The 22415-nt window shown below is 56.7% G+C and carries 18 protein-coding genes, 1 tRNA gene and 1 riboswitch; of the genes, 7 read left to right on the forward strand and 12 right to left on the reverse strand.

The annotated features are described in order from the left end of the window. Positions 1 to 6 precede the first annotated feature (6 nt). Positions 7 to 525, forward strand: coding sequence for a GNAT family N-acetyltransferase (locus V3851_RS10515; RefSeq protein WP_331846489.1), 519 nt, complete (start codon positions 7 to 9; stop codon positions 523 to 525). 64 nt (positions 526 to 589) lie between these two features. On the opposite strand, the gene V3851_RS10520 is transcribed toward V3851_RS10515, so the two are convergent. Then, positions 590 to 1255, reverse strand: coding sequence for a GntR family transcriptional regulator (locus tag V3851_RS10520; RefSeq protein ID WP_331846490.1), 666 nt, complete (start codon positions 1253 to 1255; stop codon positions 590 to 592). Between the two features lie 175 nt (positions 1256 to 1430). On the opposite strand from V3851_RS10520, the gene V3851_RS10525 reads away from it, so the two are divergent. Next, positions 1431 to 1964, forward strand: coding sequence for a YbhB/YbcL family Raf kinase inhibitor-like protein (locus tag V3851_RS10525; RefSeq protein ID WP_331846491.1), 534 nt, complete (start codon positions 1431 to 1433; stop codon positions 1962 to 1964). A gap of 247 nt (positions 1965 to 2211) precedes the next feature. Here the strand turns inward: V3851_RS10525 and V3851_RS10530 are convergent. From V3851_RS10530 to V3851_RS10555, 6 genes are all read right to left on the reverse strand, one after another. Beyond that, a tRNA-Thr gene (locus V3851_RS10530) sits at positions 2212 to 2284 on the reverse strand. A 105-nt stretch (positions 2285 to 2389) separates the two neighbouring features. After that, on the reverse strand, positions 2390 to 2698 hold the full coding sequence (locus V3851_RS10535) for an MTH1187 family thiamine-binding protein (RefSeq protein ID WP_331846492.1): 309 nt from the start codon (positions 2696 to 2698) through the stop codon (positions 2390 to 2392). Between the two features lie 131 nt (positions 2699 to 2829). Then, positions 2830 to 3624, reverse strand: a complete 795-nt coding sequence (locus V3851_RS10540) for a PHP domain-containing protein (RefSeq protein WP_331846493.1) — start codon at positions 3622 to 3624, stop codon at positions 2830 to 2832. Between the two features lie 18 nt (positions 3625 to 3642). Next, entirely contained in the window at positions 3643 to 4470 is an 828-nt protein-coding gene (locus V3851_RS10545; protein WP_331846494.1) for an energy-coupling factor transporter transmembrane component T family protein, read from the reverse strand. Next, the gene (locus V3851_RS10550; RefSeq protein WP_331846495.1) at positions 4454 to 6313 is read right to left on the reverse strand and encodes an ABC transporter ATP-binding protein; all 1860 of its coding nucleotides are present in this window, start codon (positions 6311 to 6313) and stop codon (positions 4454 to 4456) included. Before V3851_RS10550 ends, V3851_RS10545 begins: the two co-directional genes overlap by 17 nt. After that, positions 6313 to 7194: a cell division protein FtsQ gene (locus tag V3851_RS10555; protein ID WP_331846496.1), complete on the reverse strand. Its 882-nt coding sequence runs from the start codon at positions 7192 to 7194 to the stop codon at positions 6313 to 6315. Before V3851_RS10555 ends, V3851_RS10550 begins: the two co-directional genes overlap by 1 nt. Before the next feature lie 268 nt (positions 7195 to 7462). Here V3851_RS10555 and V3851_RS10560 point away from each other — a divergent pair, with 268 nt between their 5' ends. The 5 genes from V3851_RS10560 (at position 7463) to V3851_RS10580 (ending at position 14955) form a co-directional block, all read left to right on the forward strand. After that, the gene (locus tag V3851_RS10560) at positions 7463 to 8287 is read left to right on the forward strand and encodes a MurR/RpiR family transcriptional regulator (protein WP_331846700.1); all 825 of its coding nucleotides are present in this window, start codon (positions 7463 to 7465) and stop codon (positions 8285 to 8287) included. Positions 8288 to 8426: 139 nt separating this feature from the next. Next, positions 8427 to 8666, forward strand: a riboswitch (cobalamin riboswitch). A gap of 229 nt (positions 8667 to 8895) precedes the next feature. Next, positions 8896 to 10836 carry an anaerobic ribonucleoside triphosphate reductase gene (locus V3851_RS10565; RefSeq protein WP_414859295.1) on the forward strand — a complete coding sequence of 647 codons (1941 nt, stop codon included), beginning with the start codon at positions 8896 to 8898 and terminating at the stop codon, positions 10834 to 10836. Next, positions 10833 to 11351, forward strand: a complete 519-nt coding sequence (gene nrdG, locus V3851_RS10570) for an anaerobic ribonucleoside-triphosphate reductase activating protein (RefSeq protein ID WP_331846498.1) — start codon at positions 10833 to 10835, stop codon at positions 11349 to 11351. Before V3851_RS10565 ends, nrdG begins: the two co-directional genes overlap by 4 nt. Positions 11352 to 11556: 205 nt before the next feature. Next, positions 11557 to 13890 carry a ribonucleoside-diphosphate reductase subunit alpha gene (locus V3851_RS10575; RefSeq protein WP_331846499.1) on the forward strand — a complete coding sequence of 778 codons (2334 nt, stop codon included), beginning with the start codon at positions 11557 to 11559 and terminating at the stop codon, positions 13888 to 13890. Positions 13891 to 13923: 33 nt separating this feature from the next. Beyond that, positions 13924 to 14955 (forward strand): ribonucleotide-diphosphate reductase subunit beta, encoded by a 1032-nt coding sequence (locus V3851_RS10580; RefSeq protein WP_331846500.1) that lies wholly within the window; start codon positions 13924 to 13926, stop codon positions 14953 to 14955. Positions 14956 to 15022: 67 nt separating this feature from the next. On the opposite strand, the gene V3851_RS10585 is transcribed toward V3851_RS10580, so the two are convergent. The 5 genes from V3851_RS10585 to V3851_RS10605 all read right to left on the reverse strand — a co-directional run bounded on the left by V3851_RS10585 (position 15023) and on the right by V3851_RS10605 (position 22415). Further along, complete coding sequence (locus V3851_RS10585; RefSeq protein ID WP_331846501.1) at positions 15023 to 15397, reverse strand: GyrI-like domain-containing protein; 375 nt, start codon at positions 15395 to 15397, stop codon at positions 15023 to 15025. Next, a complete protein-coding gene (locus V3851_RS10590; protein WP_331846502.1) occupies positions 15330 to 15896 on the reverse strand; it encodes an AraC family transcriptional regulator in 567 nt (188 codons plus the stop codon). The genes V3851_RS10585 and V3851_RS10590 overlap by 68 nt, the downstream gene beginning before the upstream one ends. 355 nt (positions 15897 to 16251) lie before the next feature. Next, a complete protein-coding gene (locus tag V3851_RS10595) occupies positions 16252 to 18840 on the reverse strand; it encodes a beta-mannosidase (RefSeq protein WP_331846503.1) in 2589 nt (862 codons plus the stop codon). Positions 18841 to 19048: 208 nt separating this feature from the next. Further along, on the reverse strand, positions 19049 to 20644 hold the full coding sequence (locus V3851_RS10600; protein WP_331846504.1) for a helix-turn-helix domain-containing protein: 1596 nt from the start codon (positions 20642 to 20644) through the stop codon (positions 19049 to 19051). After that, a complete protein-coding gene (locus tag V3851_RS10605; RefSeq protein WP_331846505.1) occupies positions 20622 to 22415 on the reverse strand; it encodes a cache domain-containing sensor histidine kinase in 1794 nt (597 codons plus the stop codon). Before V3851_RS10605 ends, V3851_RS10600 begins: the two co-directional genes overlap by 23 nt.

Consider the following 22415-nt stretch of genomic DNA (forward strand, 5'->3'; position numbering starts at 1 on the left):
ATAAAAATGACTATAGAAATAAAAAAGTGCGATCGTGAAAATTTGCAGCTGCTGCAAGAGATAAGTATTGAAACCTTCAATGAAACATTCCGAGCTCAGAATTCGCCCGAAAATATGAAGGCCTATCTGGAAAGAGCCTTTGACTCCGCACAGTTGGAAAAGGAATTGTCCGAGATCGCATCGGAATTCTATTTCATTTATTTCAATGCGGAGCTCGCCGGATATTTAAAGGTCAATATGAATGAGGCCCAATCCGAAAATATGGGCGATGCGTCGCTGGAAGTCGAAAGGATTTATATCCGGTCCGAATTTCAAGGAAATGGGCTTGGAAAATATCTGATCGACAAAGCGATGGAAATCGCCATAGGACAAAACAAAAAGAGAATCTGGCTCGGTGTTTGGGAAAAGAACGAGAACGCCATTCACTTTTATAAAAAGATGGGTTTCGTTCAAACCGGAGCCCACTCTTTTTATATGGGTGATGAAGCGCAAATTGATTATATTATGACCAAGACACTGAACTGACTTCAGCAATAATAGCACGGCTTCCCGAGAATCTCGGGAAGCCGTTTCTTATTATGTTGTCCGCTTACCGGTTGTCAAACAGGTTATCCGCGGTGAGTTGAATATGCGTTCTAAAGATCTCGACGGCTCGATCGCTGTCCCGTCCAAGAACGGCATCCATTAATGCCTTATGTTCGTCGCGGCCATCACGAGTCGGCTGCTGTTGGAACGACCAATGCCGATAAAATTCGCTCAAATCCCAAAGGCGTCTGCAGATATCCAGGAGAAGCGGATTTGGACATGCGGCGATAAGTTCGTAATGAAATTGACGGTGGAGATCGGACCACTCTTCGCGGACGAAAAGCTTGTGATCCACTTCCTCGTACTCGGCCGTTTGCGATAATTTGTGGTGAACGGCGATTACATTGGATTCCCATGTGAGATCGCCATGGGCGATGGACAGGCGTAATGCCGCGGATTCATTGATCAACCGCGCCTCTACGATGCTATTCAGTTCTTCTTCCGACGCCGTCTTCACTGAAAATCCGTAATTCGGGTTTTGCAAGACGAGCCCTTGGGTCGCCAACCGGGTCAGCGCTTCGCGAACGACGGCAACCGAAACATCGAAACCTTTGGTTAATTCCGAAACGGTTAATGGAGAGCCCGGCTTATATTGTCCGGTCAAAATATCGGACTTCAGTTTCTTTGTAACATTTTCGCTTAAAGTGGACGAACCGTTTCTTTTGGCCATGAGACCGACACCATCCTTCATACACATCGGGATTATATACGTTTAAGTAATTTACACCGAAATCTATAAAAAAACAAGGGTAAATTCGACAATAAGTTTATTTATCGATTTCTATTTACAAAATCGATTCTTGTTAATATAATCGAATTGCGTTTAAAAAAAGGAGGTAATTACATTGATCAACAACCCATTTGCTAAATTGCCGGAAGTCGCAGCCTTTCAGGTGACGAGTAACGATATTGCGGAGGGCCTTCCCCTGCCGCCAAAGCAATACTCAGGGATGTCGGGAGTGGAGGGCGGCAAAGATCTTTCGCCCCATTTGAGATGGTCGGGTGCGCCCGAAGGGACAAAGAGCTTCGCCGTCACCGCATATGACCCGGATGCCCCGACCGGATCGGGTTTATGGCATTGGGCGGTCATCAATATCCCCGGCAGCGACACCGAACTGCCGGCCGGTGCAGGCGACGAGCATGGCAGCGGCTTGCCGCAAGGCGCCTTGCAACTGCCGAACGATTTGCGACTCGAACGGTTTATCGGTGCGGCGCCCCCGGCGGGACATGGTCCTCATCGGTATTATTTTGTCGTTCATGCGCTGGATGTTGAGAATATCGGCGTCGACCCTAACGCCACGCCGGCTCTCCTGGGATTCACCATGCTGAACCATACGCTGGGAAGAGCCGTTCTCATGGCCACGGGGGAAACCAAATAACTAAGCATTGCGGGGTTATTGGAGAAGATGATAAAGCAGAACGGTTCGCTTCATCAAAGTGTATGCCCCATGTGCCAACAGCCGATTAAAAATTTGAAGCATACGATCATTTGCGGCTGCGGGAGCAAAATCAAAACAGCGGGTATCGGCTTGTCCAAGGGTAGAAGAATGTTAGAAGGCCAATAAACGAACAAAAAAAGCGCGGCTCCCGAAAATCTCGGAAGCCGCGCTATGCTTGATTAATTGATGCTGGTGAAGGGATTCGAACCCCCGACCTACGCATTACGAATGCGTTGCTCTACCAGCTGAGCTACACCAGCAGGTTTCGCTTTCGACGAAACAAAATTTATTATACCTCGTTTTCGGAATAATGCAAGCGCCAATGTCTGGAAATTCGCAAACGGGTTACCTGGCGGGCGGCCCGTTCACGAAGTACCAAGCTTATCCTGTACGGAGCGGAGCTTCTGTTCCGAAGATCCCGCCTTATCCCGCCGGTCGTCGATTTTGACCGAGGTCGATACCCGCTGGGCGCCGTGTTGGAACGGGGATTCGTGAATCGCACGGATGGCTGCAAAGATATCATCCAGCGACCCTTCAATAATCGTGCCCATGGATGTCAAAGTGAAGGAGATCCTCGCCTGCTTTTCGAGCACCCGCTGCAGTTCGGCCACATACGCGCTGAGACTGGTCGAGCCCGTTCCGATCGGAATGACCGTGACTTCGGCAATCGCCATATTAAACGCCTCCTTGATCCTATTCTTTCCGCCATTATTGTAACAATTCAAGCGCCCCTATTCAAACGGTCTTATACGCATACGTGGGGGGCGGTCAAGGAGACGTGTCGAAGATTTTAGACGGAAGACGGTTACGCAGACTGGTCCCCCAGCTCCTCGGGATCATCTTCATGAATGGAGAGATTTTTTTTGAGCAGCGCTTTGATGATGTTGGCCGATTTGACCTTAATGTCCAGGGACGGCGATACTTCAATCCGGTATGCACCTTGGCGGATCATCGTTTTTAAATCCTCCACCGTTTCGGCTTCCCCTGCAAGCTCGTTCATGACGCTCCCATACTGCATAAACTGGTGCGTATCGCTTCCCCCGACCACAGGGCGTCCGAGATGTTCTCCGAAGGCGTTGATCTTTTCACGGTAGGCTTCGAGTCCCTGGGAGTAAATATCTTTCCCGTTCAGGTCGAAAGCGTCCAAGCGCTTAAGCAGCTTTTCCGGCAAATGATGCAGCGGCGTTCCCACCCGGAACGGATGGGCGCCGATCCGCAGAAAGCCTTCGTCCTCGCTCCAGTCCAGGAGCGTGCGGAAATCGACGAATTGCCCTTTTTCCGTGTAAGGCTCAAGGCGCCGTCTCAGCTCGAGCACCTTTTCCCTCGCCCCGATGACAAGAATATGCCCCGTCTCCCGGATATCGACCTCCAGTCCCGGGAACACCTTCATGCCTTCGGCCAAATAATAACCGTGCTCATAAGGATAATGGCGGTCCAGCACTTGATATATATCTTCGTACCGCCAGGTATTGAAGTGCTCCGTCATCGCAATCGCGTCCAGTCCGTTCCCCTTCGCTTCGGCCATCATCTCTTTGAAATAATCGTGGCTAAAGACGGTTTTTTTGGACAGCTTCACATGGGTATGCAAATCGATTTTCATAGTGTCGCAGGTTCTCCTTTACTGTACGGGAATTTGTGCCGCAATCGCGTAAAGCGCGGCCACGTACAAGGCCGAGACGGCGAGAAACAGCCCGTCACGGTACGTGAATTTCATATGGGACAGCTTGATCCGCTTCACCTCGGGCGACTGATAAGCGTACGAGAAGCCTTTGGCCTCCAGCGCCTCCACCGTGGTGCGCGTTCTTTTGGCAATGCTGAGAATCAAAGGGTAAAAAGACAACACCGCGATCTTCAAAAAATAGGCGATGCTCCGTAAATACAGAAAGCCGTGCCTGCTTGGGGCCTTGCCGCGCAGCCGGAACGACAGAAAAATATGGTGATATTCTTCCAGCAGGCTGGGCAGCATCCGGTAGCCGTAAGCGATGCCGAAGGATACCTGCTTCGGTACGCCGATGCTAAGCAGCCCGTCGCTGAGCTTCTCGGGGTCCATCGAGCAAAAGACGGTGATGCTGGCCATCGAAATGACCGACAGCTTCATCGTCAGCTTCAGCAGCGGCAGGACGGATTCGCCGCCTCCTCCGAACAGCCAGGATACGATGAACAGGTATCCGGCCTGGCTCAGCAGCCCCAGGCACAGAATTGCGATAATGAGCGGACTGACCCGCGACAGGATCGTCGTCAGCGTCATAAGCAGGAACATGCCGAGCAGCAAAATCTCATGATGAATAAACCAGGGGGCGATGCCGAAATACAGGTACCAGAGAAACAGGGTCCGAGGGTCCAGCTTGGCCAAAAAGGTATCGCCGTTGCCGTAGGCGGTGTTAAGCAGCTCGATTTTGACGCCTTCAACCGACGCCCGTTCCATCAGTTTACGGACATATTCCATAAAGCATCGCCTCCTTCCCGGCTATATCAGCTTCACCGGTCTCAACGACCGTACCGGTTTCACCGACTTCTTCCCAGCGCTCAACGAATTCCTCCACCGTGTAGCAAAGCCGCGGCATGCCCAGCCTCCGGCTCAGCTCCAAAATTTGCGGCGCGGCGAGCCCGGCCAGCTTCAGCAGGTCCGCGTCGGCAAACACCGATTCCCTCGTCCCGTCCCGTACCACCTTGCCCTGATGCATGACGATCACCCGGTTGGCCCATTCGGCGACGAGCTGCATATCGTGCGTCGCCACGACGACCGTTTCGACATGCCGGTTCAATTGCAGCAGCAGGCGCGTGATGTCCTTACGGGTGGCGATATCGAGGTTGGCCGTCGGCTCATCCAGCAGGATGACCGACGGGTTCATCGCCACGCCGATCGCCAGCGAAGCCCGGCGCTGCTGGCCGCCGCTGAGCAGGCGCCCGTCGCGGTGCTGCAGCTCCGTCAGCCCGAAGCTGTCCAGAATCTCGTCGACCTTCTCCTTGTACCCGCTCACGCGGCGCGCCTTCAGGAAGAACTCCACGTCCTTCCGGACCGAGTCCTCGATGAACATCTCTTCCGGATTCTGATAAATGTAAGTCACCGTATCGGCTAACCGCTCCGGTAAGGTTGTCATTGTATCGACGCCCTTGACGCGGACATACCCGCTTTCCGGCTTCGTCACTCCGGTAATCAGCTTCATGAACGAGGATTTTCCGGCCCCGTTGTTGCCGACGAGGGCCACCAGATCGCCCGGACGAAAAGACAGGCTAACGTCGTTCAATACCGTCTTGCGCTCGCGCGCCACCGTCCGGTAAGAATAGCGGGCGTGCTTGACCTCGATCACCGGGCTCGCGGAACCGAGGCGCGTCGCTTCCGCCGGGAGCGCCAGGCCTCCGCCCGCGAACCGGGCAGAATCGCTATCGGCAGCAGCGCCGCTCCCTTCCGCCCACCCTTCCTTCCGGCGGCTGAAATACCGGACCGCTTCCTCCAAGGTCACGGGATACTCGCGTTCCAGGGCCCCTCCCGGCGCGGCCCTCCGGCCGGAACGGTCCACACCCGCGGCGGCCTGCGTGACCTGGGGCGGATAAATCTGGCTCGCTTCCAGTTGACCGAGCTCGCGCAGCGCCTCCTTCACCGGCTTCGACCACAGCACCCGGCCGGCGTCCATCAGCACGACCGATTGGCAATATTCGGCGATGAATTCGGTATGATGCTCGATCACGATGATCGTTTTCCCGTGGCATTCGTTCAAATTCCGCAGCAGATCGTAGATCTGCCGGGCATGATTCGGATCCAGCTGCGCCACCGGCTCGTCGATGATCAGTATCTCCGGGTCGAGCGAGACCGCCCCCGCCAATGCAAGCTGATGCTTCTGCCCTCCGCTGAGCTGCCAGATGAACTCCTTCGGGTCCACCCGCAGATCGACCAGACCAAGCGCCCGGCGGCCGCGCTCGGCATAATCCTCACAGCCGTAATTGAGCGGCGCGAAGCCGGCGTCGTCCAGCACGGTCGGACGGATGAGCTGGTTCTCGAAGTCCTGGTACACATATCCGACATGCCTGGACAACCGCGCGACATCGTGCCGTGAAGTATCCAGCCCGCACACCCGTACCGAGCCCGTGAAATCGCCGACATAATAATGGGGAATCAAGCCGTTCAACGTTTTGCACAGGGTCGATTTGCCGCTGCCGTTGCCGCCGATCACGGCGACAAAATCGCCCCGTTTGATCTCCAGGGACACTCCGTTCAATACCGGCCTTTCGCCGCCGGGGTATGTAAATGTCACCCCGTCCAGGGATACGATGTATTGTTCTTCCGCCATCAAGCCTGACCGCTCCCGTCCATCTGCCGAGTGACGCGCTTGCCTTTACGAATGAGCAGCAAAATCGTAATCAAAGCAACGATCGCCGCTGCGCCGATACTGACCCAGATAAACCATCCCCCAATGCTTTCCAGGAAATCGGCGTCCCAATCGATCAGCGCCATATCGGATTCCGCCAGGAATTCCGCAACCGCCGCGAATACCGCGAGCAGCACAGAGACAAGGATCAGACGCGGGGCCAGAATTTCACCCAGTGAATATTTCACCCCATTATCTCGCGGTTTCATCCCGAGCAATGGCTCGATTTTGCCGTACAGCCGGGGTACTAGATACAGCGTAGGCAAGAGCGCGAACAAAATGCCGGAGAACAATACGTCATTCAGGAAGGAGACCCCCTCCACGACTACGACGCTCTGCGCCAATCCCGGTACGGCCTCAAACTCCTCCACCCCGATCCAGACCTTCGCGATATCGACCGCGCTGCTGATAAATTGGTGGATCGCCACACCGGTGATCGCCGCGATTCCCACCTGCGTGCGGTTTCTCGGATCATTGACCAGGCTCCCGGCAATAAACATGGCCAGCGAGAAGCCGATGAATTTCTCCAATTCGCCAAGCCCGCCAAACTGTCCGAGCATAATCTCGCCGAAAATGACCTCGCCCAGCGCCGCGCCGACCGCGGCATAGAACGGATGAAACAGGATGCACAGCGTCAGCGGAATGAAGGCGAAATATTCCACCGAGAATTCCACCGGACCGAGCCGCACCGAAGGAATGAGCTCCGTAATCATGTTGGACAAGCCGTAGAGCGACATGGACAGAATAAACACCATCATCTTTTGCGATTGGGTCAGCACGTATCTTTTGCCTAATCGAACCATTGCTTTTTCCTCCCTAATAAAGGTTGTTCAAACAGTGTGGCTTTAAGATACTCCCAATATAAAACCGAATTATTAACTCCAACGCTTATACACGTAAATCTTATGTAAAAATATTTACATAAACTAATTCAATGAAAATAAATACGTCATTCTTGTTTGCAGCAGCCCTTCCCTCTCGTCCGCTCTCCCTTTTGCCGGGTCCAACCCCGTATGTTAATCTATTGCTATCAACCTACCTGACTAGGAAAGCGAGGCCTTCTTCGTGAAAATGGACTGGAACACGGAATCACTGTCTCCGGGTCAATTGAAAATTGCCGACTATATTCAGAAAAATGCGCAGGCCGTCCTGTTCTCCACCGAACAGGAAATCGCCGATGCGCTGGACTTAAGCATCGCTTCGGTGTCGCGGTTTTGGCGCTCGGTCGGCTTCAAAAATATCAAAGAGTTCAAAGCCCGGCTCCGCGAACAGCTGGATGTCACCCCGGCCGCCAAAATGAAAAATATTATGGATAAAGCGGATGCGAGCCCGCTTCCCCAACAGTTTCTCGCCACAAGCATCAGGCAGCTGGAGGAGACGATGAGCCACTACTCCGCGGAATCATTTGAAGCCGCGGTGACCGCGCTGATCTCCGCCAAGCGGATCTACGTGTACGGTCCCGGGCCGTCGGCCGGCCTCGCGGAGCTGATGCGTTACCGGCTCGGCCGGTTCGGCCTGTCCATTCACCGCTTGGAACGCGGCGGCAGCGAACTGTTTGAGGACCTCCTCCACCTGGCGAAGGGCGATCTTGTCGTGTTATTCGGGTTCGTCAGGCTGCTGCCGGAAGCGAAGGTGATTACTCAGCACGCCAAGGAATCGGGTTACCGCACCTTGCTCATCACGGACCGTCTGGTATCCGATTTCGCGGACCAAAGCGATATCACCCTGTTTGCCAGCCGGGGGGAAGCCTGGGAGTTCCATTCCATGATCGCCCCGACATTTATGGTGGAGAACCTGATTGTCGCGGTCGGCATGAGAAACCAGGAGGAGCACTTGCTTAAATTGAATGAATTGAATCAATTGCGGAAGAAATATGCCCACGAGCTTCCGAGATAAAACGGCAAAAAAATTTTTGTCCCCCGCTCCCCGCGCCATGGTTGCTTTCAATGTTTTTTCAATCCGTTTCACCCGGTTTTTCCGTTTACGGGTCATTTACAAACACAATATATTGGGTTAATATCTTAACAGGACAACAAAATATAGTGAAAATGGGTGGTTCGGTGGTCCTATTCCACCGAAGCTTAAAAGGGAAGTGCGGTGCAAGTCCGCTGCGGTCCCGCCACTGTAACCGGAAGAGTCGGGGACAAGCCGTAGTTGCTCTGCCCCCAGCGAATTTGCCGGCATGGATGTCACTGCAGGTACAAATACTCCCTGCGGGAAGGCGCCGGTCAAATATTTCGGAAGCCAGGAGACCTGCCCGTTTGAAAGACACCGCACATGAACCTGCGAGGTACGGGGAGGTGTCCGATTGCAGCTTATACATAGCTTTACTTTGACTTACGGAGATTCGGCAATCCGGCTATTTTCAAAAAGCGCACCCGGGCATTTTCGACCTTGTCGGTTTGGAAATGCTTTTTTGTATGGATTTATTGCCTAGTTATCGGGGAGGAGAACTTATAATGGCGATCATGAATCGATTGGATACGGACGTAATCCGGACGCAAATGCTCGACGAGGTCATCCGTTTGGGCGAGGAAATCGTCGAAAGCACGAATATGGAGGTATTGCGCGAGAATGCCAACCTGAACGGGGAAAGCTTCTCCGGCAAAATGAGCAAATTCGGCAGCGAATACGCCAAATGGTACGCGAATCACTTCGTGATGCCGCCGCGGCTGGTGCAGGCGATCAAGGACAATGTCGTGTATGTGCATGACCTGGACCAATACGCGATCGGAACGACGAACTGCATTTTCATCCCGTTCGAAAAATTGCTGCGCGAAGGCTTCAACACCGGCAACGGCAGCGTCCGGCCGCCGAATTCGATCATGACCGCGATGGCGCTGGTCGCGATTATTTTTCAATCCCAGCAAAACTCCCAGTACGGAGGCGTGTCTGCCAACAAGCTGGACTTCGACCTCGCCCCTTATGTGACGAAATCGTTCGCCAAATACTTCCGCAAAGGGCTGGAGTATTTTGAAGAAGGCGATGGCGAGGGGGATTTCGGCGGCGAAATCAACATGAGCCGCGCGGATTTGCAGGCCGAATATCCGAAAGCTTTCAAATATGCGTTAAAAGAAACCGAGAGCGAAACGCTGCAGGCGGCGGAAAGCCTCATACATAACCTCAACACGATGTCCAGCCGGGCCGGGGGGCAGATTCCGTTCACCAGCATCAACTACGGCACCTGCACCTCGCCGGAGGGCCGGCTTGTGATCGAATCGCTGCTGACGGCGACGATGCGGGGGCTGGGCAGCGGAGAAACGCCGATTTTCCCGATTCAGATATTCAAATGCAAACAAGGCGTGAATCAAAAAGAAGGCGAGCCCAACTATCATCTGTTCCTGAAAGCGGCGGAATGCTCGGCCAAACGGCTGTACCCGAATTTCGCCAACCTGGATGCGCCGCTGAACCTGATGTATTACGATCCGGCCGACCCGGATACGGAATTCGCGACGATGGGCTGCCGCACCCGGGTACTCAGCGACCGGTTCGGACGCAATCACCTGTCCGGGAAGGGCAACCTTTCCTTTAATACGCTGAATCTCGTCAAGCTCGGCCTGGAGCACGGCATCGCGCTCGGACGCCGGAAGGAAGCCGATGAGTACGGCTTCTACCGCGAGCTGACCCATTACATGGACATCGCGCTGGAAGGCCTGCTGCACCGCTATGAAATTCAGGCTTCCCAGAAAGCCAAGGCATCGGATTTCATGATGCGTGAAGGCGTATGGGAAGGCGGCGAGCAGCTTGGTCCGGAAGAGCCGGTCCGCGAGCTGCTCAAGCACGGTACCCTGTCCATCGGGTTCATCGGGCTGGCGGAATGCATGAAGGCGATGTACGGCAAGCATCATGCGGAGGACGAGCTGGTTTACAATAAAGCTTACGAGCTGATCGCCTATATGCGCGACTATTGCGACAGACAGAGCGAGATCCACAACTTGAACATCACGCTGTTCGCCACGCCGGCCGAAGGGCTGTCCGGCAAATTCACCAAGCGCGACCGCGCCGCCTACGGCGAGGTGCCCGGGGTCGTGGACCGCGAATATTATACGAACTCGTTCCATGTTCCGGTATATTTCAACCTGAGCGCCGCGAAAAAGATCCGGCTGGAAGCTCCCTTCCACGGCTTATGCAACGCGGGGGCCATCTCTTATATCGAACTCAACGGCAACGCCCGCAGCAATCCGGCGGCATTCCTGCAAATCGTGCAATACGCGCTCTCGCAGCAGGTCAGCTATTTCAGCATCAATCACCCGATCGACCGCTGCTCCGCCTGCGGCTTCGAGGGTATCATCGGCGCGACCTGCCCGTCCTGCGGCAGCCATGAGAACGATGTCCATATCCGCCGTCTGCGCCGCGTCACCGGCTATTTGACCGGGGACTTCCAAACGCGCTTCAACGCCGCGAAGCAGGCGGAAGTCCGCGACCGGGTCAAGCATGAATCATGAATATTTGCGGCTATTACCCGGAGTCGATCAATGAGGGCGAAGGGCTGCGCGCCGCCATCTTCATCAGCGGCTGCCGCCATTACTGCAAGGGCTGCTTCAGCGCGGCCACCTGGAATTTTAATTACGGCGAGCCGTTTACGCCGGAGCGGGAACGGGAAATCATTCATGACATTAAAAATAACCCGCTTTTAAACGGGGTCAGTATCCTGGGCGGGGATCCTTTTTTCTCCGCCGCCGAGGTTGGCGGCTTCATCGACCGCCTGCGCCGGGAAGCCGGGCCGGTGCCAATCTGGATATACAGCGGCTATACCTATGAGGAATTGGCGGCGTGGCCGGACTCGCCCGAATACCGCCTGCTGGAACGCTGCCAGGTTCTGGTTGACGGGCGCTTCGTCGAGGAGCTGCGCGACCCTTCCCTGCTCTATCGGGGCAGCTCCAACCAGCGGCTGATCGATATTGAGCGCAGCCTCGCCCAGGGCGGGCCGGCGCTGTGGGAGCCAACTTACTCTTTCTAGCTTGCCGCGTTTCTAGTATAATTGTTAATCTGTGATACTTTTCATAGTTTAATATAAATGAACCATAGGTTACATGGCAGGGTCATGGCGCGTTTTTCTGCGCCCCTTTTTTTAAAGTAATATTACAAATTTAAGAATTGAATATTTTAGATTTTGCCCGGCGGGAAGCCGGATCAGCCCAAGACAAGAAAGCGAGGATTTTATTATGCCACTCATCGTCACGAAACCGAATAACCGTCAACTCGCGTTCGACAACGAGCGCCTCGGCGTTTATGCCGACCGCATCCTGGACGGATTACATAATGTGGATAAGGAGCGTCTGCTTCGCGGTGTCACCTCCAAGCTGAGACGAGACGAAGTAACCGGCGAGGAAATCAGCAGCGCCTTTACGATGTCGGCCCTGGAGCTGGTTTCCAGGGAAGAACCGGAATGGAAGTTTGCGGCGGCCCGCGCCCTGCTGACCACACTTTATAAGAAAGCGGCCGTCAATCGCCGTTATAAAGCTTACGCGGAAGAGCCCTACGGTTCGTTCCATCATCTGATCGTCGATCTGTGCAAAGCCGGGATTTACCGGGAAGAGCTGCTGGAATGCTACACGAAGGAGCAGATTGAGGAGCTGGGCCGGACGATCGATCCTTCGCGCGATCTGTTGTTCGACTATATCGGACTGCTCACACTGACCGAACGGTATCTGGCTACTGACTTTGAAGGCCGGACGATGGAATTGCCGCAGGAACGTTATATGGTCATCGCCATGTATCTCATGCACCGCGAGCCTGCGGAGACGCGGCTTGAACTCGTCAAGGAAGCTTACTGGGCGATGAGTAATATCTATATGACGGCAGCGACTCCAACCATGTCGAATGCGGGTAAAAAGGTCGCCGGCCAGCTCTCCAGCTGCTTTATCGATACGGTCGACGACTCGCTGGAGGGAATCTTCGACTCCAACACCGACGTGGCCCGTTTAAGCAAAATGGGCGGCGGCATCGGCGTCTACCTCGGCAAGGTTCGCGCCCGCGGCTCCGACATTCGCGGCCACAAGAACACCAGCTCCGGCGTTATCCCGTGGATTCGCCAGCTCAACAATACGGCCGTCAGCGTCGATCAGCTCGGCACGCGCAAGGGCGCGATCGCCGTTTACCTGGATGTCTTCCATAAAGACATCCTCGCCTTCCTCGACCTTAAGCTGAACAACGGCGATGAGCGGATGCGCGCGCATGATATTTTCCACGGCGTCTGCCTTCCCGACCTGTTCATGGAGGCGGTCGAAGCCCGCGGGGAATGGAATCTGTTCTGCCCGCACGAAGTGAAGAAAACGATGGGCTGGAAAGACGAAAACGGCCGCGCGCTCGGGCTTGAAGATTTCTATGATGAAGAATTCGGCAAAGGCTCGTTCCGCGAAAAATATGAGGAAGCGGTCAACCACCCTACCCTGTCCCGCATTACGATGCCGGCGATCGATATCATGAAACGGATCATGAAATCGCAATTGGAGACGGGAACGCCGTACATGTTCTACCGCGACACCGTCAACCGCGCCAACCCGAACCGGGCGCACGGCATGATTTTCTCGTCCAACCTGTGTACGGAAATTATGCAAAACCAGTCGCCTACCGTCGTCGAGCAAGAAGAACTGGTGACCAAAGACGGGCAAACGCGTATCGTCGTGTCCAAAATTCCCGGCGATTTCGTCGTCTGCAATCTGAACTCGATCCATCTCGCCCGGGCCGTGCCGGCCGGCGTGCTTGAACGGCTGGTGCCGATCCAGACGCGCATGCTCGACAATGTCATCGACATCAACAATATCGAAGTGCTGCAGGCGCAGTACACGAACAGCCAATACCGGGCCATCGGCCTTGGCACGTTCGGCCTGCACCATCTGCTCGCGCTTGAGGGTATCCGCTGGGAGTCGGATGAAGCGGTCGCTTACAATGACGCGCTGTACGAGAAGATCAACTACCTGCTGGTGAAATCCAGCATGGAGCTGGCCATAGAGAAAGGCCGCTATCCGAAATTCGCCGGCTCAGATTGGGAGAACGGCAACTACTTCACCTATCGCGGATATACGGACGGCTCCCGCGAGGGCAAATACGTGACAACGGAACAATGGCGCGAGCTGGCCGAACAGGTCCGTGAGAACGGCGTCCGCAACGCCTGGATGTTCGCGATCGCGCCGAACGGCTCGACTTCGATTATCGCCGGCTCCACGGCCAGTATCGATCCGCTCTACGACCTGCTCTCCTACGAGGAGAAGACGACGTACAAAATCGCCAACCCGGCACCGGATTTGTCCGAGAAGACGATCTGGTATTACAAGACGGCGTTCCTGATCGATCAGCATACATCGATCAATATGGCCGCCGCCCGCCAGCGCCATGTGGACCAGGCGCAAAGCTTCAACCTGTACGTGCGCCCGGACATCAAGGCGAGCGAATTCCTGGAGCTGCATCTGCACGCCTGGAAAGCGGGCCTGAAATCGACATACTACGTGCGCAGCCGCGCCCTGACGATCGAAGAATGCGAGTCTTGCGCTTCATAAATAAGTTAGTGTCTTAATCAAGGAGATGAAATCATGCAATTGCAAACAATTTTCAATACGGAGGCGCCGAATAAATCCACCCGCATCATCGGGGGCGAATGCTCCGGCATTCTGAACTGGGACGATATCCGGATGCCGAATATGTATAAGCTGTACAAAGTGCTGCTGCTCAACTACTGGATCGCCGACGAGATCCCGATGAACAAGGACGCCCAGCAGTTTCCGACGCTGGAGCCCGAAGAGCAGCGCACCTTCAAGATCAACATCGGCCTGCTCGCCGTGCTCGACTCCATGCAGACGATGTTCGTCGGCGATGTGAAGCGGTATTTTACCGACTCTTCCCTCGAGGCGATCTCGGCCATCATCGCCCAGCAGGAAGTCGTGCACAACCAGTCCTATTCCTATGTGCTTTCCTCGCTCGTATCCGATCAGGAGCAGAAGGAGATCTTTGAGTACTGGAAGCATGATCCCGTCCTGCTGGAACGGAATACGTTCATCTCGGAAATTTATCAAAATTTCCGCAACGACCCGACACCGCAAACCTTTTTCGAAGCCATGGTCGCGGACCTGATCCTGGAGGGCATTTTCTTCTACAGTACGTTCGCCTTCTTCTACAACCTGGCGCGCGATCAAAAAATGATGGGCACCTGCCAGATGATTTCTTACATTCAGCGGGACGAGAACCAACACTGTTACTTCTTCGCCGAAGTGTTCAAGCAGCTGTTGCTCGATTACCCGGAGTTGAACACGAAGGAAAATATCGACTACGTATACCGCACCATCGACCGCGCCGTTGAGCTGGAGACGAACTGGGCGTACTACACGCTTAAGAATGTGCGCGGCATCGACCTGGACGAGCTGTCCGATTACATCAAATACACGGCCAACAAGCGGCTGAAGCTGCTCGGCCTGGACAAAGCGTACGAAGGCGTCGACGTCAACTCCATGCCATGGATCAAGCCGTTCTCGGACGAGGCGCTCAACTCGACCAAGACCGACTTCTTCGAAGCCAAGTCCCGCAACTACGGCAAAGTCGGCGACGACAACGGATTTGACGATCTGTAATGATCTGAATAAAAAGGATAAGGGAAAGGATAGCCTCTTGCGGGGCTGTGCCTTTCCCTTTTTGTTATCATTTTCTTCTCACGGGGATCCAGACTTCACACTTGGAATCCACTTGTTCCTCATCCAGCCAATAATATTTTTCAAGGCACGGCCCTTCCACCTGTTCGAAATTGACCGACGGAAACCATTCGGAGTAAATGCGGCGCCAGACGTTTAAGATCTCCAGCCCGATTTCAACGTCCTCCGAAATCTCCTCCTGGCTCTCGAATACAGCATAAGTTTGCGTCGGAATCCGCAAAACGGTAAGCTTCGGCGGGATTTCCTTGCCATCCGGCAGTTCACCACCCATCAGGTATCGTTTGGTCCCGTCCTCATCAAAGTCGAAATGGTATCCAAAGCAGCGAGCCCGATTCTCTGCCGAGGGCCGCATTGATCCGGTCATGCGTGCCGTCCCTCCAAATCTCCGCGACAAACGCCGGGATTTCCTCATAAGCGTCACTGCGGATCACCACGTCTTTGCCGACGACGGTATAGCCTTTTTCCTCCACGATACGATAGTTCATTTCTGTTTCCCCTTTGATTTGAATTTGAAAGGAGATCTTCGGAAACGCCTTGAGCTTGACGCCGTTTTTCTTGGCGGCGGACGGCGACACTCCATGCAGGCGAATAAATGCCTTGGTGAACGCTTCCGGGCTGTCGTAACCGTACCTTAGCGCAATATCAATGACCTTGACGTTCGTTCCCGCCAACGCTTCGGCGGCCAGCGTCAAGCGCCGGTTGCGGATATATTCCGTAACGGTGAATCGCGTCAAGGCATGGAACATCCGCTGAAAATGGAACTTCGAGGACAACGCCGTCTTCGCGACCTCCAGCCTGATTTCGGATTCCAAATGCGCTTCGATATAGTCGATGGCGTCCCGCAAGAGCCGCAACGTCTCCATAAGCACCTCTCCTTTCTACTACAGTTTAAGGGGATGCGGCAGGGTAATCCTGTTCGCGGATGCTCTAAGTTGTCCAAGTTGTCCGGGCGGGTTGCCCGGCGGATTATCTTCGGCCACAGAACGGTTCACCGAAATTAACCGGATTTCCTCCAGTTAATTTGCAGCACTTCTGCATTTCGCCGAAAATAACGGGAAAACCTCCAGCTAATTCGGAGTTATTTCGCTCGCAAGCTCAATACTCGCCAAATTAACGGGAGGTTTTCCATCTAATTTACCGGTAAAGGCCCCTTTGGTATGAATTAACTGCATGTTTTCCAGTTAATTCGATTTCAACCGTGGAGGGGCGGCCTGGCTGTCATCCCTTCGGCCCACCGTTCAGCGCACTGACCCGGAGCCCGTCCCAGGGCAGAGGCGGGCCGTCCGCCGGGCGGCTCACGCGTATCGTTCGGCTCTCGCCCGGGAGCAGGTCGAAGAAGTTGTCGCTGTAGCGGACCTGCCCCATCGGCAGCTCCAGCTTGACGAACCGGGCCGCTGCCGCCGGGCTTGCGGCGACCGTCACGGTGCCGGCCGCTTCCTCGACCCGTACCGCCAGCTCCGCCACCGGCAGCCGCACCTCCTTCGGATCGCGCAGATAGCCGCGGTTCTCGGGTGCGTCGAACCCCGCCGCGGACAGCGCGATCAGCACGTCCCCCGGCTCGGCCCCGTTCAAGACCGCGGCCTCTTCCACGCTGCCGAGCTCCACGGCGGTCCCGGGCTCCGCCCGCACCGCGAACTCGGCAGCCGTCCAAGGCGCTCCGCCGGCCAGCGGGTGGACCGTCAGCCGGACCGTACCGGCGAGAGTACCGAGCGTGTCGTTGACGACCCACACCCGAAGCGGCTCGCCGGGCTCATGCTCCAGCGACAGCAGCACCGGGTGGAAGAACGTCTTCGCATAGTAATAGGAGGCCTTTGGCAGCAGCTCGTAATCGATCATGGACCAGCTCGTCCCCGGCCAACTGTCGTTGAGCTGCCAGACCAGCGCGCCGCTGTTGCGGCGGCGGTTGCGCCGGAAATGCTCGATTCCGTATTTCAGACCTTCCGCCTGCGTCAGCATCGAGAAGTTCATGTATTCCTCGATATCCCGGGGAATGCCCGTATAACTCTCCATCAGCAGGATGCCCTTCCGATGGTTCGTGTCCTTGTTGCGGTAGCTCATCTCGGCGCTGCCCCAGTAAAACTCGCCTTGAGGGATGTACTTTTCAAGCGTATAGCGGTTGGCCGAAGCGTGCATCCCGAATTCGCTGCTGAACAGGGCATAATCCTTTTTATAATTTTTGAATGTAACGCCCTCCATGCTGTAATCGAGCTGCGGCGGCTCGCCGTGCATGCGGGGGTAAACGGAACCGTGCCACACCTGCCAGTTGTGCCGGTCCCCGGTCCCCGGATCGTTGGCGTCATAGCCTTCCTCGGCCCCATAGGGAGAAGATGGCCAATAAGGCCGGGCCGGATCGAGTTCCTCAAGTACGCCCGGAATCAGTTCATGATAGATTCTTTCCCCGAAAAAAGGACCTTTAATGTCACCGCCCGCCGATTTCATGTCATACAGCCAGTCGATTTCATTATTGCCGCACCAGAGCGCCAGCGAGGCGCGGTTGCGCAGCCGCTTGACATTATCCTCCACTTCCCGACGTACGTTCTCCATGAAATCCCGGTTAAAGTCGGGAAACAGGGCGTTGGCGAAAGCGAAATCCTGCCAGACGAGCACGCCCCGGCGATCGCATTCGTCAAAAAATACATCCTTCTCGTAGATGCCTCCCGCCCAGACGCGCAGCATATTCATATGCCCTTCGGCGGCGAGGCCGATCAGCTCGCGGTAGGTGGAAGCCGGAATCGAGCCGATCATATGGTCCGCGGGGATCCAGTTCGCGCCCTTGGCGTACAGTCGGACCCCGTTCAGGACAAAGGCGAAAGACCGGCCGCCTGCTTCGTCCCGGAGTGCCAGTTCCAGCGTCCGGATGCCGAAAAGCTCGCTGCGCCGCTCCACTTCCCGGCCTTCGACGCGAAGCACCGACTCCAGGGTGTACAAATAAGGCTCGCCCAGGTCATGCGTCCACCACAGCCGTGGAGACGGGACTCGCAGCTCCGCGGTCAACATCCGGCTTCGTCGCCACAGCCCCGCCCGGCCTTCGTCCTTTGGCCAGTCCAGCACCCGGGACGCTGCCACTTCGCCGGCGTCGTCCAGCAGGCGGACCTCCAGTTCCGCCCGCCCCGCTTCGATCCCGGGCCGAAGCGCCCGAAGCTCCGCTTCCAGCCCGATGACGGCCTCGGCCTCGTTCGCCGAGACCGTCCAGGCGTAAAGGCCTTCCAGCCGCGCTACCCTCCTTCGCTCCAGGCGAACCGGCCCCCAGATGCCGACGGTCACCATCCGCGGGCCCCAATCCCAGCCGAAATTCATCGCCGCTTTTCTCAGCCAGGGGCGCTCCTTGGTATAGGAGGACCACTCAAAGCGCTCCTTGTCCCGGTGATGGAGGTGCAGCGGATCGAACCGGACCGCCAGCGAATTCCAGCCCCGGCGGACGAGCCGGGTGACGTCGAACGTATGGGACATCAGCATGTTGGCGGTTCGGCCCGCTTCATGGCCGTTGACGAATACCGCCGCAAAGGTGTCGAGTCCCTCAAATATAAGCTCCAGCCGCTCCCCTTCCGCCGAAGGCGCCGGTTCCTCCTCCAGCGAAAATGTCGTCCGGTACCACCATTCCTTGCCCTCGACCCACCGGCATTTGGCGTCGTTATGGCCGAAATACGGCGGTTCGATGATCCTGCGCTCGATCAGCGCGGTGTGCACATCACCCGGCACCGCCGCACCGATCCAGAACCGGTCGTCGAATCCCGGGTCCGCCAGCTCCATGGGAGATTTCTCCCCCGGATCAAAATGCTGAAGCTTCCATATCCCTGCCAAATCCATACCTTCTCCGCCTCCCCTAAGTGCCTTGCCTCTGATAAATCCTTCCTCCGCAGCCGCCTAACTTATTCCGTCTTGTATCCACCGCATCTTGCATCTCTAGAGGACGTCAAGTCCCTCCCGATGCACCTTCCCGCCGTATATTCTCGCACACTTTCCCGATGCACCTTTTAGCCGCAGTTTCCCACCGCAATTTCCCCGGCCAAACCGTTCAAGCGCCCGGCTCTTTCTCCGCTCGCGGAAGCAGCGCCTCTTCGCGATATTCGCTCGGAGTTTTGCCGCAATGCTTCTTGAACAAGCGGCCGAAGTATTTTACGTCCTCGTAGCCCACCATCCAGGCGATTTCGGCGATCCGGGCCGGCGTCACCCGCAATAGCTGCTCCGCCTTGCGCATGCGCAGCCCGGTCACGAAGTCCACGAAGGTGACGCCCGTTTCCCTCTTGAAAATCTCGCTTAAATGGCCCGGGTGCAGATGCAGATGTGCGGCCACCTGCTGAAGGCCGAGGTCCTTGGGGGGACAGGATTCCATATACGCTTTGGCCCGCTCCACGTGGGAAGTCTGACTGTCCCCCAGCCTGCGGTGATACAGGCTCATGATGTCATGCAGATGCCCGAACAGCTCTTCCGCCAGGCCCGGCTGTCCGCTCATCTCCGGACTCCACGGCTCCGGCCGCAGCCCGTCCCCTTCCGCGTCCCGGCCGATCGCCCGGAGCGTCCGCTCCAGCCAGCGGTGGGCGGCCAAGGCGGCCGACTGCAGGCAAGCCCCGGCCGATTCCAGGGTGCACTCGGGATCGGCCACCAGCCCGGCGGTCAGGCGGACCGCCCACGCCTTCAGGCCGACCGCATCATTCGCCAGCAGCAGGGAGCCCAGCAGGCTTTCCTCCTCCTGGGAGAGCACCGTCTTGCCGCCGCTGCGGTGTGCGAGATCCCCGCAGTCCCATACGGAGCGGGGCATCAGCCCGTGATACCGGAAGGCCGCGACGGCGGTGACATAGCTATGGTGTAGACGGTCCGGCGCTGCCGCGGGCTCTCCCACCGCCAAAATCAGGCGGCACTTGAGATGACGCTCCACCCAATCCAGCCATCCGCGCAGCATGCGCCGGCGCTCTTCCCGCTCCCCGCTCATCCGTGCGGCGCACACGATCCGTCCCTTTTGCGGAATAAACGCCGCCCCGGGAATGAGATCCTCGAGGATATTCTGCACGGCGAACAGCAGCAGCGATTCCGACTCCGGTGAGCCGGCGCTTCCCCAGCCCTCGGCCGAGACGATAATCGCCTGCCATACCTCCGCCTCCGTTCCGGCCTCCGAATTCGCGGCCGGCCGGAACGGAGGCGGTTCCGGCGGAGCAACGTCGCCCTCGATCACCCACCGGTACAGCCGTCTCGCCGCAGCTTCCCTTGCCGCCTGCTCCGCCCGCGAATCCGCGGCCGACCGTTCCAGCCATCTCCGCTTAGCCTGCATAACGGTGCGGATGATGTCCTCCGGCTTGCTCGTCTTGAGCAGGTAATCGCTCACGCCCTGGCGAAGCGCTTGCTGGGCATAGGCAAAATCGTCATACCCCGACAGGATGACAACCTCCAGTCCCGGCAGCAGCTTCCGGGCTTCCTCGGCCAGCTCCAGCCCGGATTTGCCTTTCATGCGGATATCCGTGAGCAGAATATGCGGCTTTTCGACGGGTATGCGCTCCAGCGCTTCCTCCGCGGAAGCCGCCGGAGACAGAAGGGTCAAGCCCAGCTCCTTCCAGGCGATCACACTGGCGAGCCCGGTCCGGATGATGACCTCGTCATCCACGATCAGCAGATTCATACGACACCTCCAAGCTCGGAATGGAAAAGGAAACCCGGGTACCGCCTCCCGCTCGGCTGTCTACCTCAAGCATCGCCCCGGGCCCGTAATGCAGGAGCAGCCGCTCATTGACATTGCATAGTCCATAGCCCGACGTGCCTGCGGATGCGGATGCCGACCCGGCCCCCTTTTCCTTCAGGGCCAGCCGGATCTCCGCCAGCCGCTCCGGGCTCATCCCGGCACCGTCATCCAAAACCGTAAATCTCATTCGCTCCGACTCTGGCTGGATCAGGACCGTAATCGTGCCTGGTCCGCCTTTTTTCTGAATGCCGTGTATCAGCGCGTTCTCCACCAGCGGCTGAAGCAGCAGCTTCAGCATCCGCCGTTCTTCCAGCGCGGGATCGACGATGTAATCGACGGTAAATTCCCCGGGAAAACGGATGGACTGCACCCGTACATAATTGCGGATATGCTCAAGCTCCTGGCCGACCGGGCAAAATTCCTTCCCCTGGTTCAGACTGATCCGCAAAAAATCGCTCAACCCTTCGACCATATCGGCGATCCGCTTCTCCTCCGACATCAGGGCGATCCAATGGATCGAAGACAGCGTGTTGTACAAAAAATGCGGATTGATCTGCGCCTGAAGCGCACGCAAATCCGCCTCCTTCTTGCGGGCTTCGCCGCGGACGACCTCCTGCTTGAGCCGCTCGATATGGGCTCCCAGCAGGTTGTAGCTCCGGCCGAGCCTGCCGATCTCGTCCTCCTTGCCGGCCGTCGGGAACCTCGGCAGCGGCCGTTCGGGGTCGATTCTGGACAGATGCCGGGTCAGCACCGCCAAAGGGCGCGTGATCCGGCGGACGGTGAACCAGACCAGAGAAGCGCTAATGGCCACGGAAACCGCCACCGCCGCTCCCGTCAGGAACAGGATGTAGCGGTTTTGTTCGCGATACCGCTCGTACGGCACGGTGCCGACCAGCATCCAACCGGTCAGCGGTTCCCGATGGAAAAGCACCGTGACCTTGCTGTCCCCTTCCCCGTACAGAACGCTTCCCGCCGAGTCCGGCTGCTCCGAAATCCGCGGCAGCAGGCCGGGAGCGAATCCCTCCAATGGCCGTCCCAATCTCGACTTGTCCGGCGAGGACAAGATCGTCCCCTGCCCGCTGACGAGCTCCGCCGTTTCCGAGCCCTGACCAAAGTCGGGATGGGACCAGTTCCGGGACAGTTCTTCCTCGTCGAGGCTGATCGCAAGCCAGCCTAGATGCTGAAAATTGTAGACGCTGCGGATCGGCCTCACCAGGGTGATGACATTTTGCACTCCGCTGTAATTTTGAATCGGGTATACGCCCGACCAGGCTTTCCCGCCTCCCGGCGATAGTTCCGACGGGATCGGAATCTCCCCTTCGAACCAGGCGGCCGTCATCAGCGGCGGGCCGAAGCGATCGGGGTAAATGGCGATGTTGGCAATGTAGGATTTGGACGCCGCGAGATTCGTCATCCGACCGATGATCTCGGTCCGGTCCGCATTCCGATCCTCGAACCGGGCCAAATAGCTTTGAATATCCCGTTCGCCGATCAGGAATAAGGACAGCGTCTCGGCGTCCTCCAGTATAAAGCGAAGATTGGCATCCATCTGCTCCAGCATGTCGCTCCCCGTCAGCTTCGTCTTCTCCTCGGTCACCCGGGACGAAAACATAAACGCAAACAAGCCGAGCGCCAAAAGCGGTACGATCATTGATCCGGCGATAACCACCGACAGCTTCCGCTGCAGTGAAGAAGCCAGCCATCCCCGCAA

Origin of the sequence: Paenibacillus haidiansis (assembly GCF_036553665.1) — a bacterium.
Lineage (GTDB): Bacteria > Bacillota > Bacilli > Paenibacillales > Paenibacillaceae > Fontibacillus > Fontibacillus haidiansis.

Coding starts and splice junctions, on each gene's coding strand:
- V3851_RS10600 (WP_331846504.1), bottom strand. CDS start 20,644: ATGAATCTGCTGATCGTGGATGACGAGGTCATCATCCGGACCGGGCTC.
- V3851_RS10565 (WP_414859295.1), top strand. CDS start 8,896: ATGCTCGACGAGGTCATCCGTTTGGGCGAGGAAATCGTCGAAAGCACG.
- V3851_RS10540 (WP_331846493.1), bottom strand. CDS start 3,624: ATGAAAATCGATTTGCATACCCATGTGAAGCTGTCCAAAAAAACCGTC.
- V3851_RS10545 (WP_331846494.1), bottom strand. CDS start 4,470: ATGGAATATGTCCGTAAACTGATGGAACGGGCGTCGGTTGAAGGCGTC.
- V3851_RS10520 (WP_331846490.1), bottom strand. CDS start 1,255: ATGGCCAAAAGAAACGGTTCGTCCACTTTAAGCGAAAATGTTACAAAG.
- V3851_RS10535 (WP_331846492.1), bottom strand. CDS start 2,698: ATGGCGATTGCCGAAGTCACGGTCATTCCGATCGGAACGGGCTCGACC.
- V3851_RS10555 (WP_331846496.1), bottom strand. CDS start 7,194: ATGGTTCGATTAGGCAAAAGATACGTGCTGACCCAATCGCAAAAGATG.
- V3851_RS10550 (WP_331846495.1), bottom strand. CDS start 6,313: ATGGCGGAAGAACAATACATCGTATCCCTGGACGGGGTGACATTTACA.
- V3851_RS10580 (WP_331846500.1), top strand. CDS start 13,924: ATGCAATTGCAAACAATTTTCAATACGGAGGCGCCGAATAAATCCACC.
- V3851_RS10515 (WP_331846489.1), top strand. CDS start 7: ATGACTATAGAAATAAAAAAGTGCGATCGTGAAAATTTGCAGCTGCTG.
- V3851_RS10590 (WP_331846502.1), bottom strand. CDS start 15,896: ATGGAGACGTTGCGGCTCTTGCGGGACGCCATCGACTATATCGAAGCG.
- V3851_RS10575 (WP_331846499.1), top strand. CDS start 11,557: ATGCCACTCATCGTCACGAAACCGAATAACCGTCAACTCGCGTTCGAC.
- nrdG (WP_331846498.1), top strand. CDS start 10,833: ATGAATATTTGCGGCTATTACCCGGAGTCGATCAATGAGGGCGAAGGG.
- V3851_RS10595 (WP_331846503.1), bottom strand. CDS start 18,840: ATGGATTTGGCAGGGATATGGAAGCTTCAGCATTTTGATCCGGGGGAG.
- V3851_RS10560 (WP_331846700.1), top strand. CDS start 7,463: ATGGACTGGAACACGGAATCACTGTCTCCGGGTCAATTGAAAATTGCC.
- V3851_RS10585 (WP_331846501.1), bottom strand. CDS start 15,397: ATGACCGGATCAATGCGGCCCTCGGCAGAGAATCGGGCTCGCTGCTTT.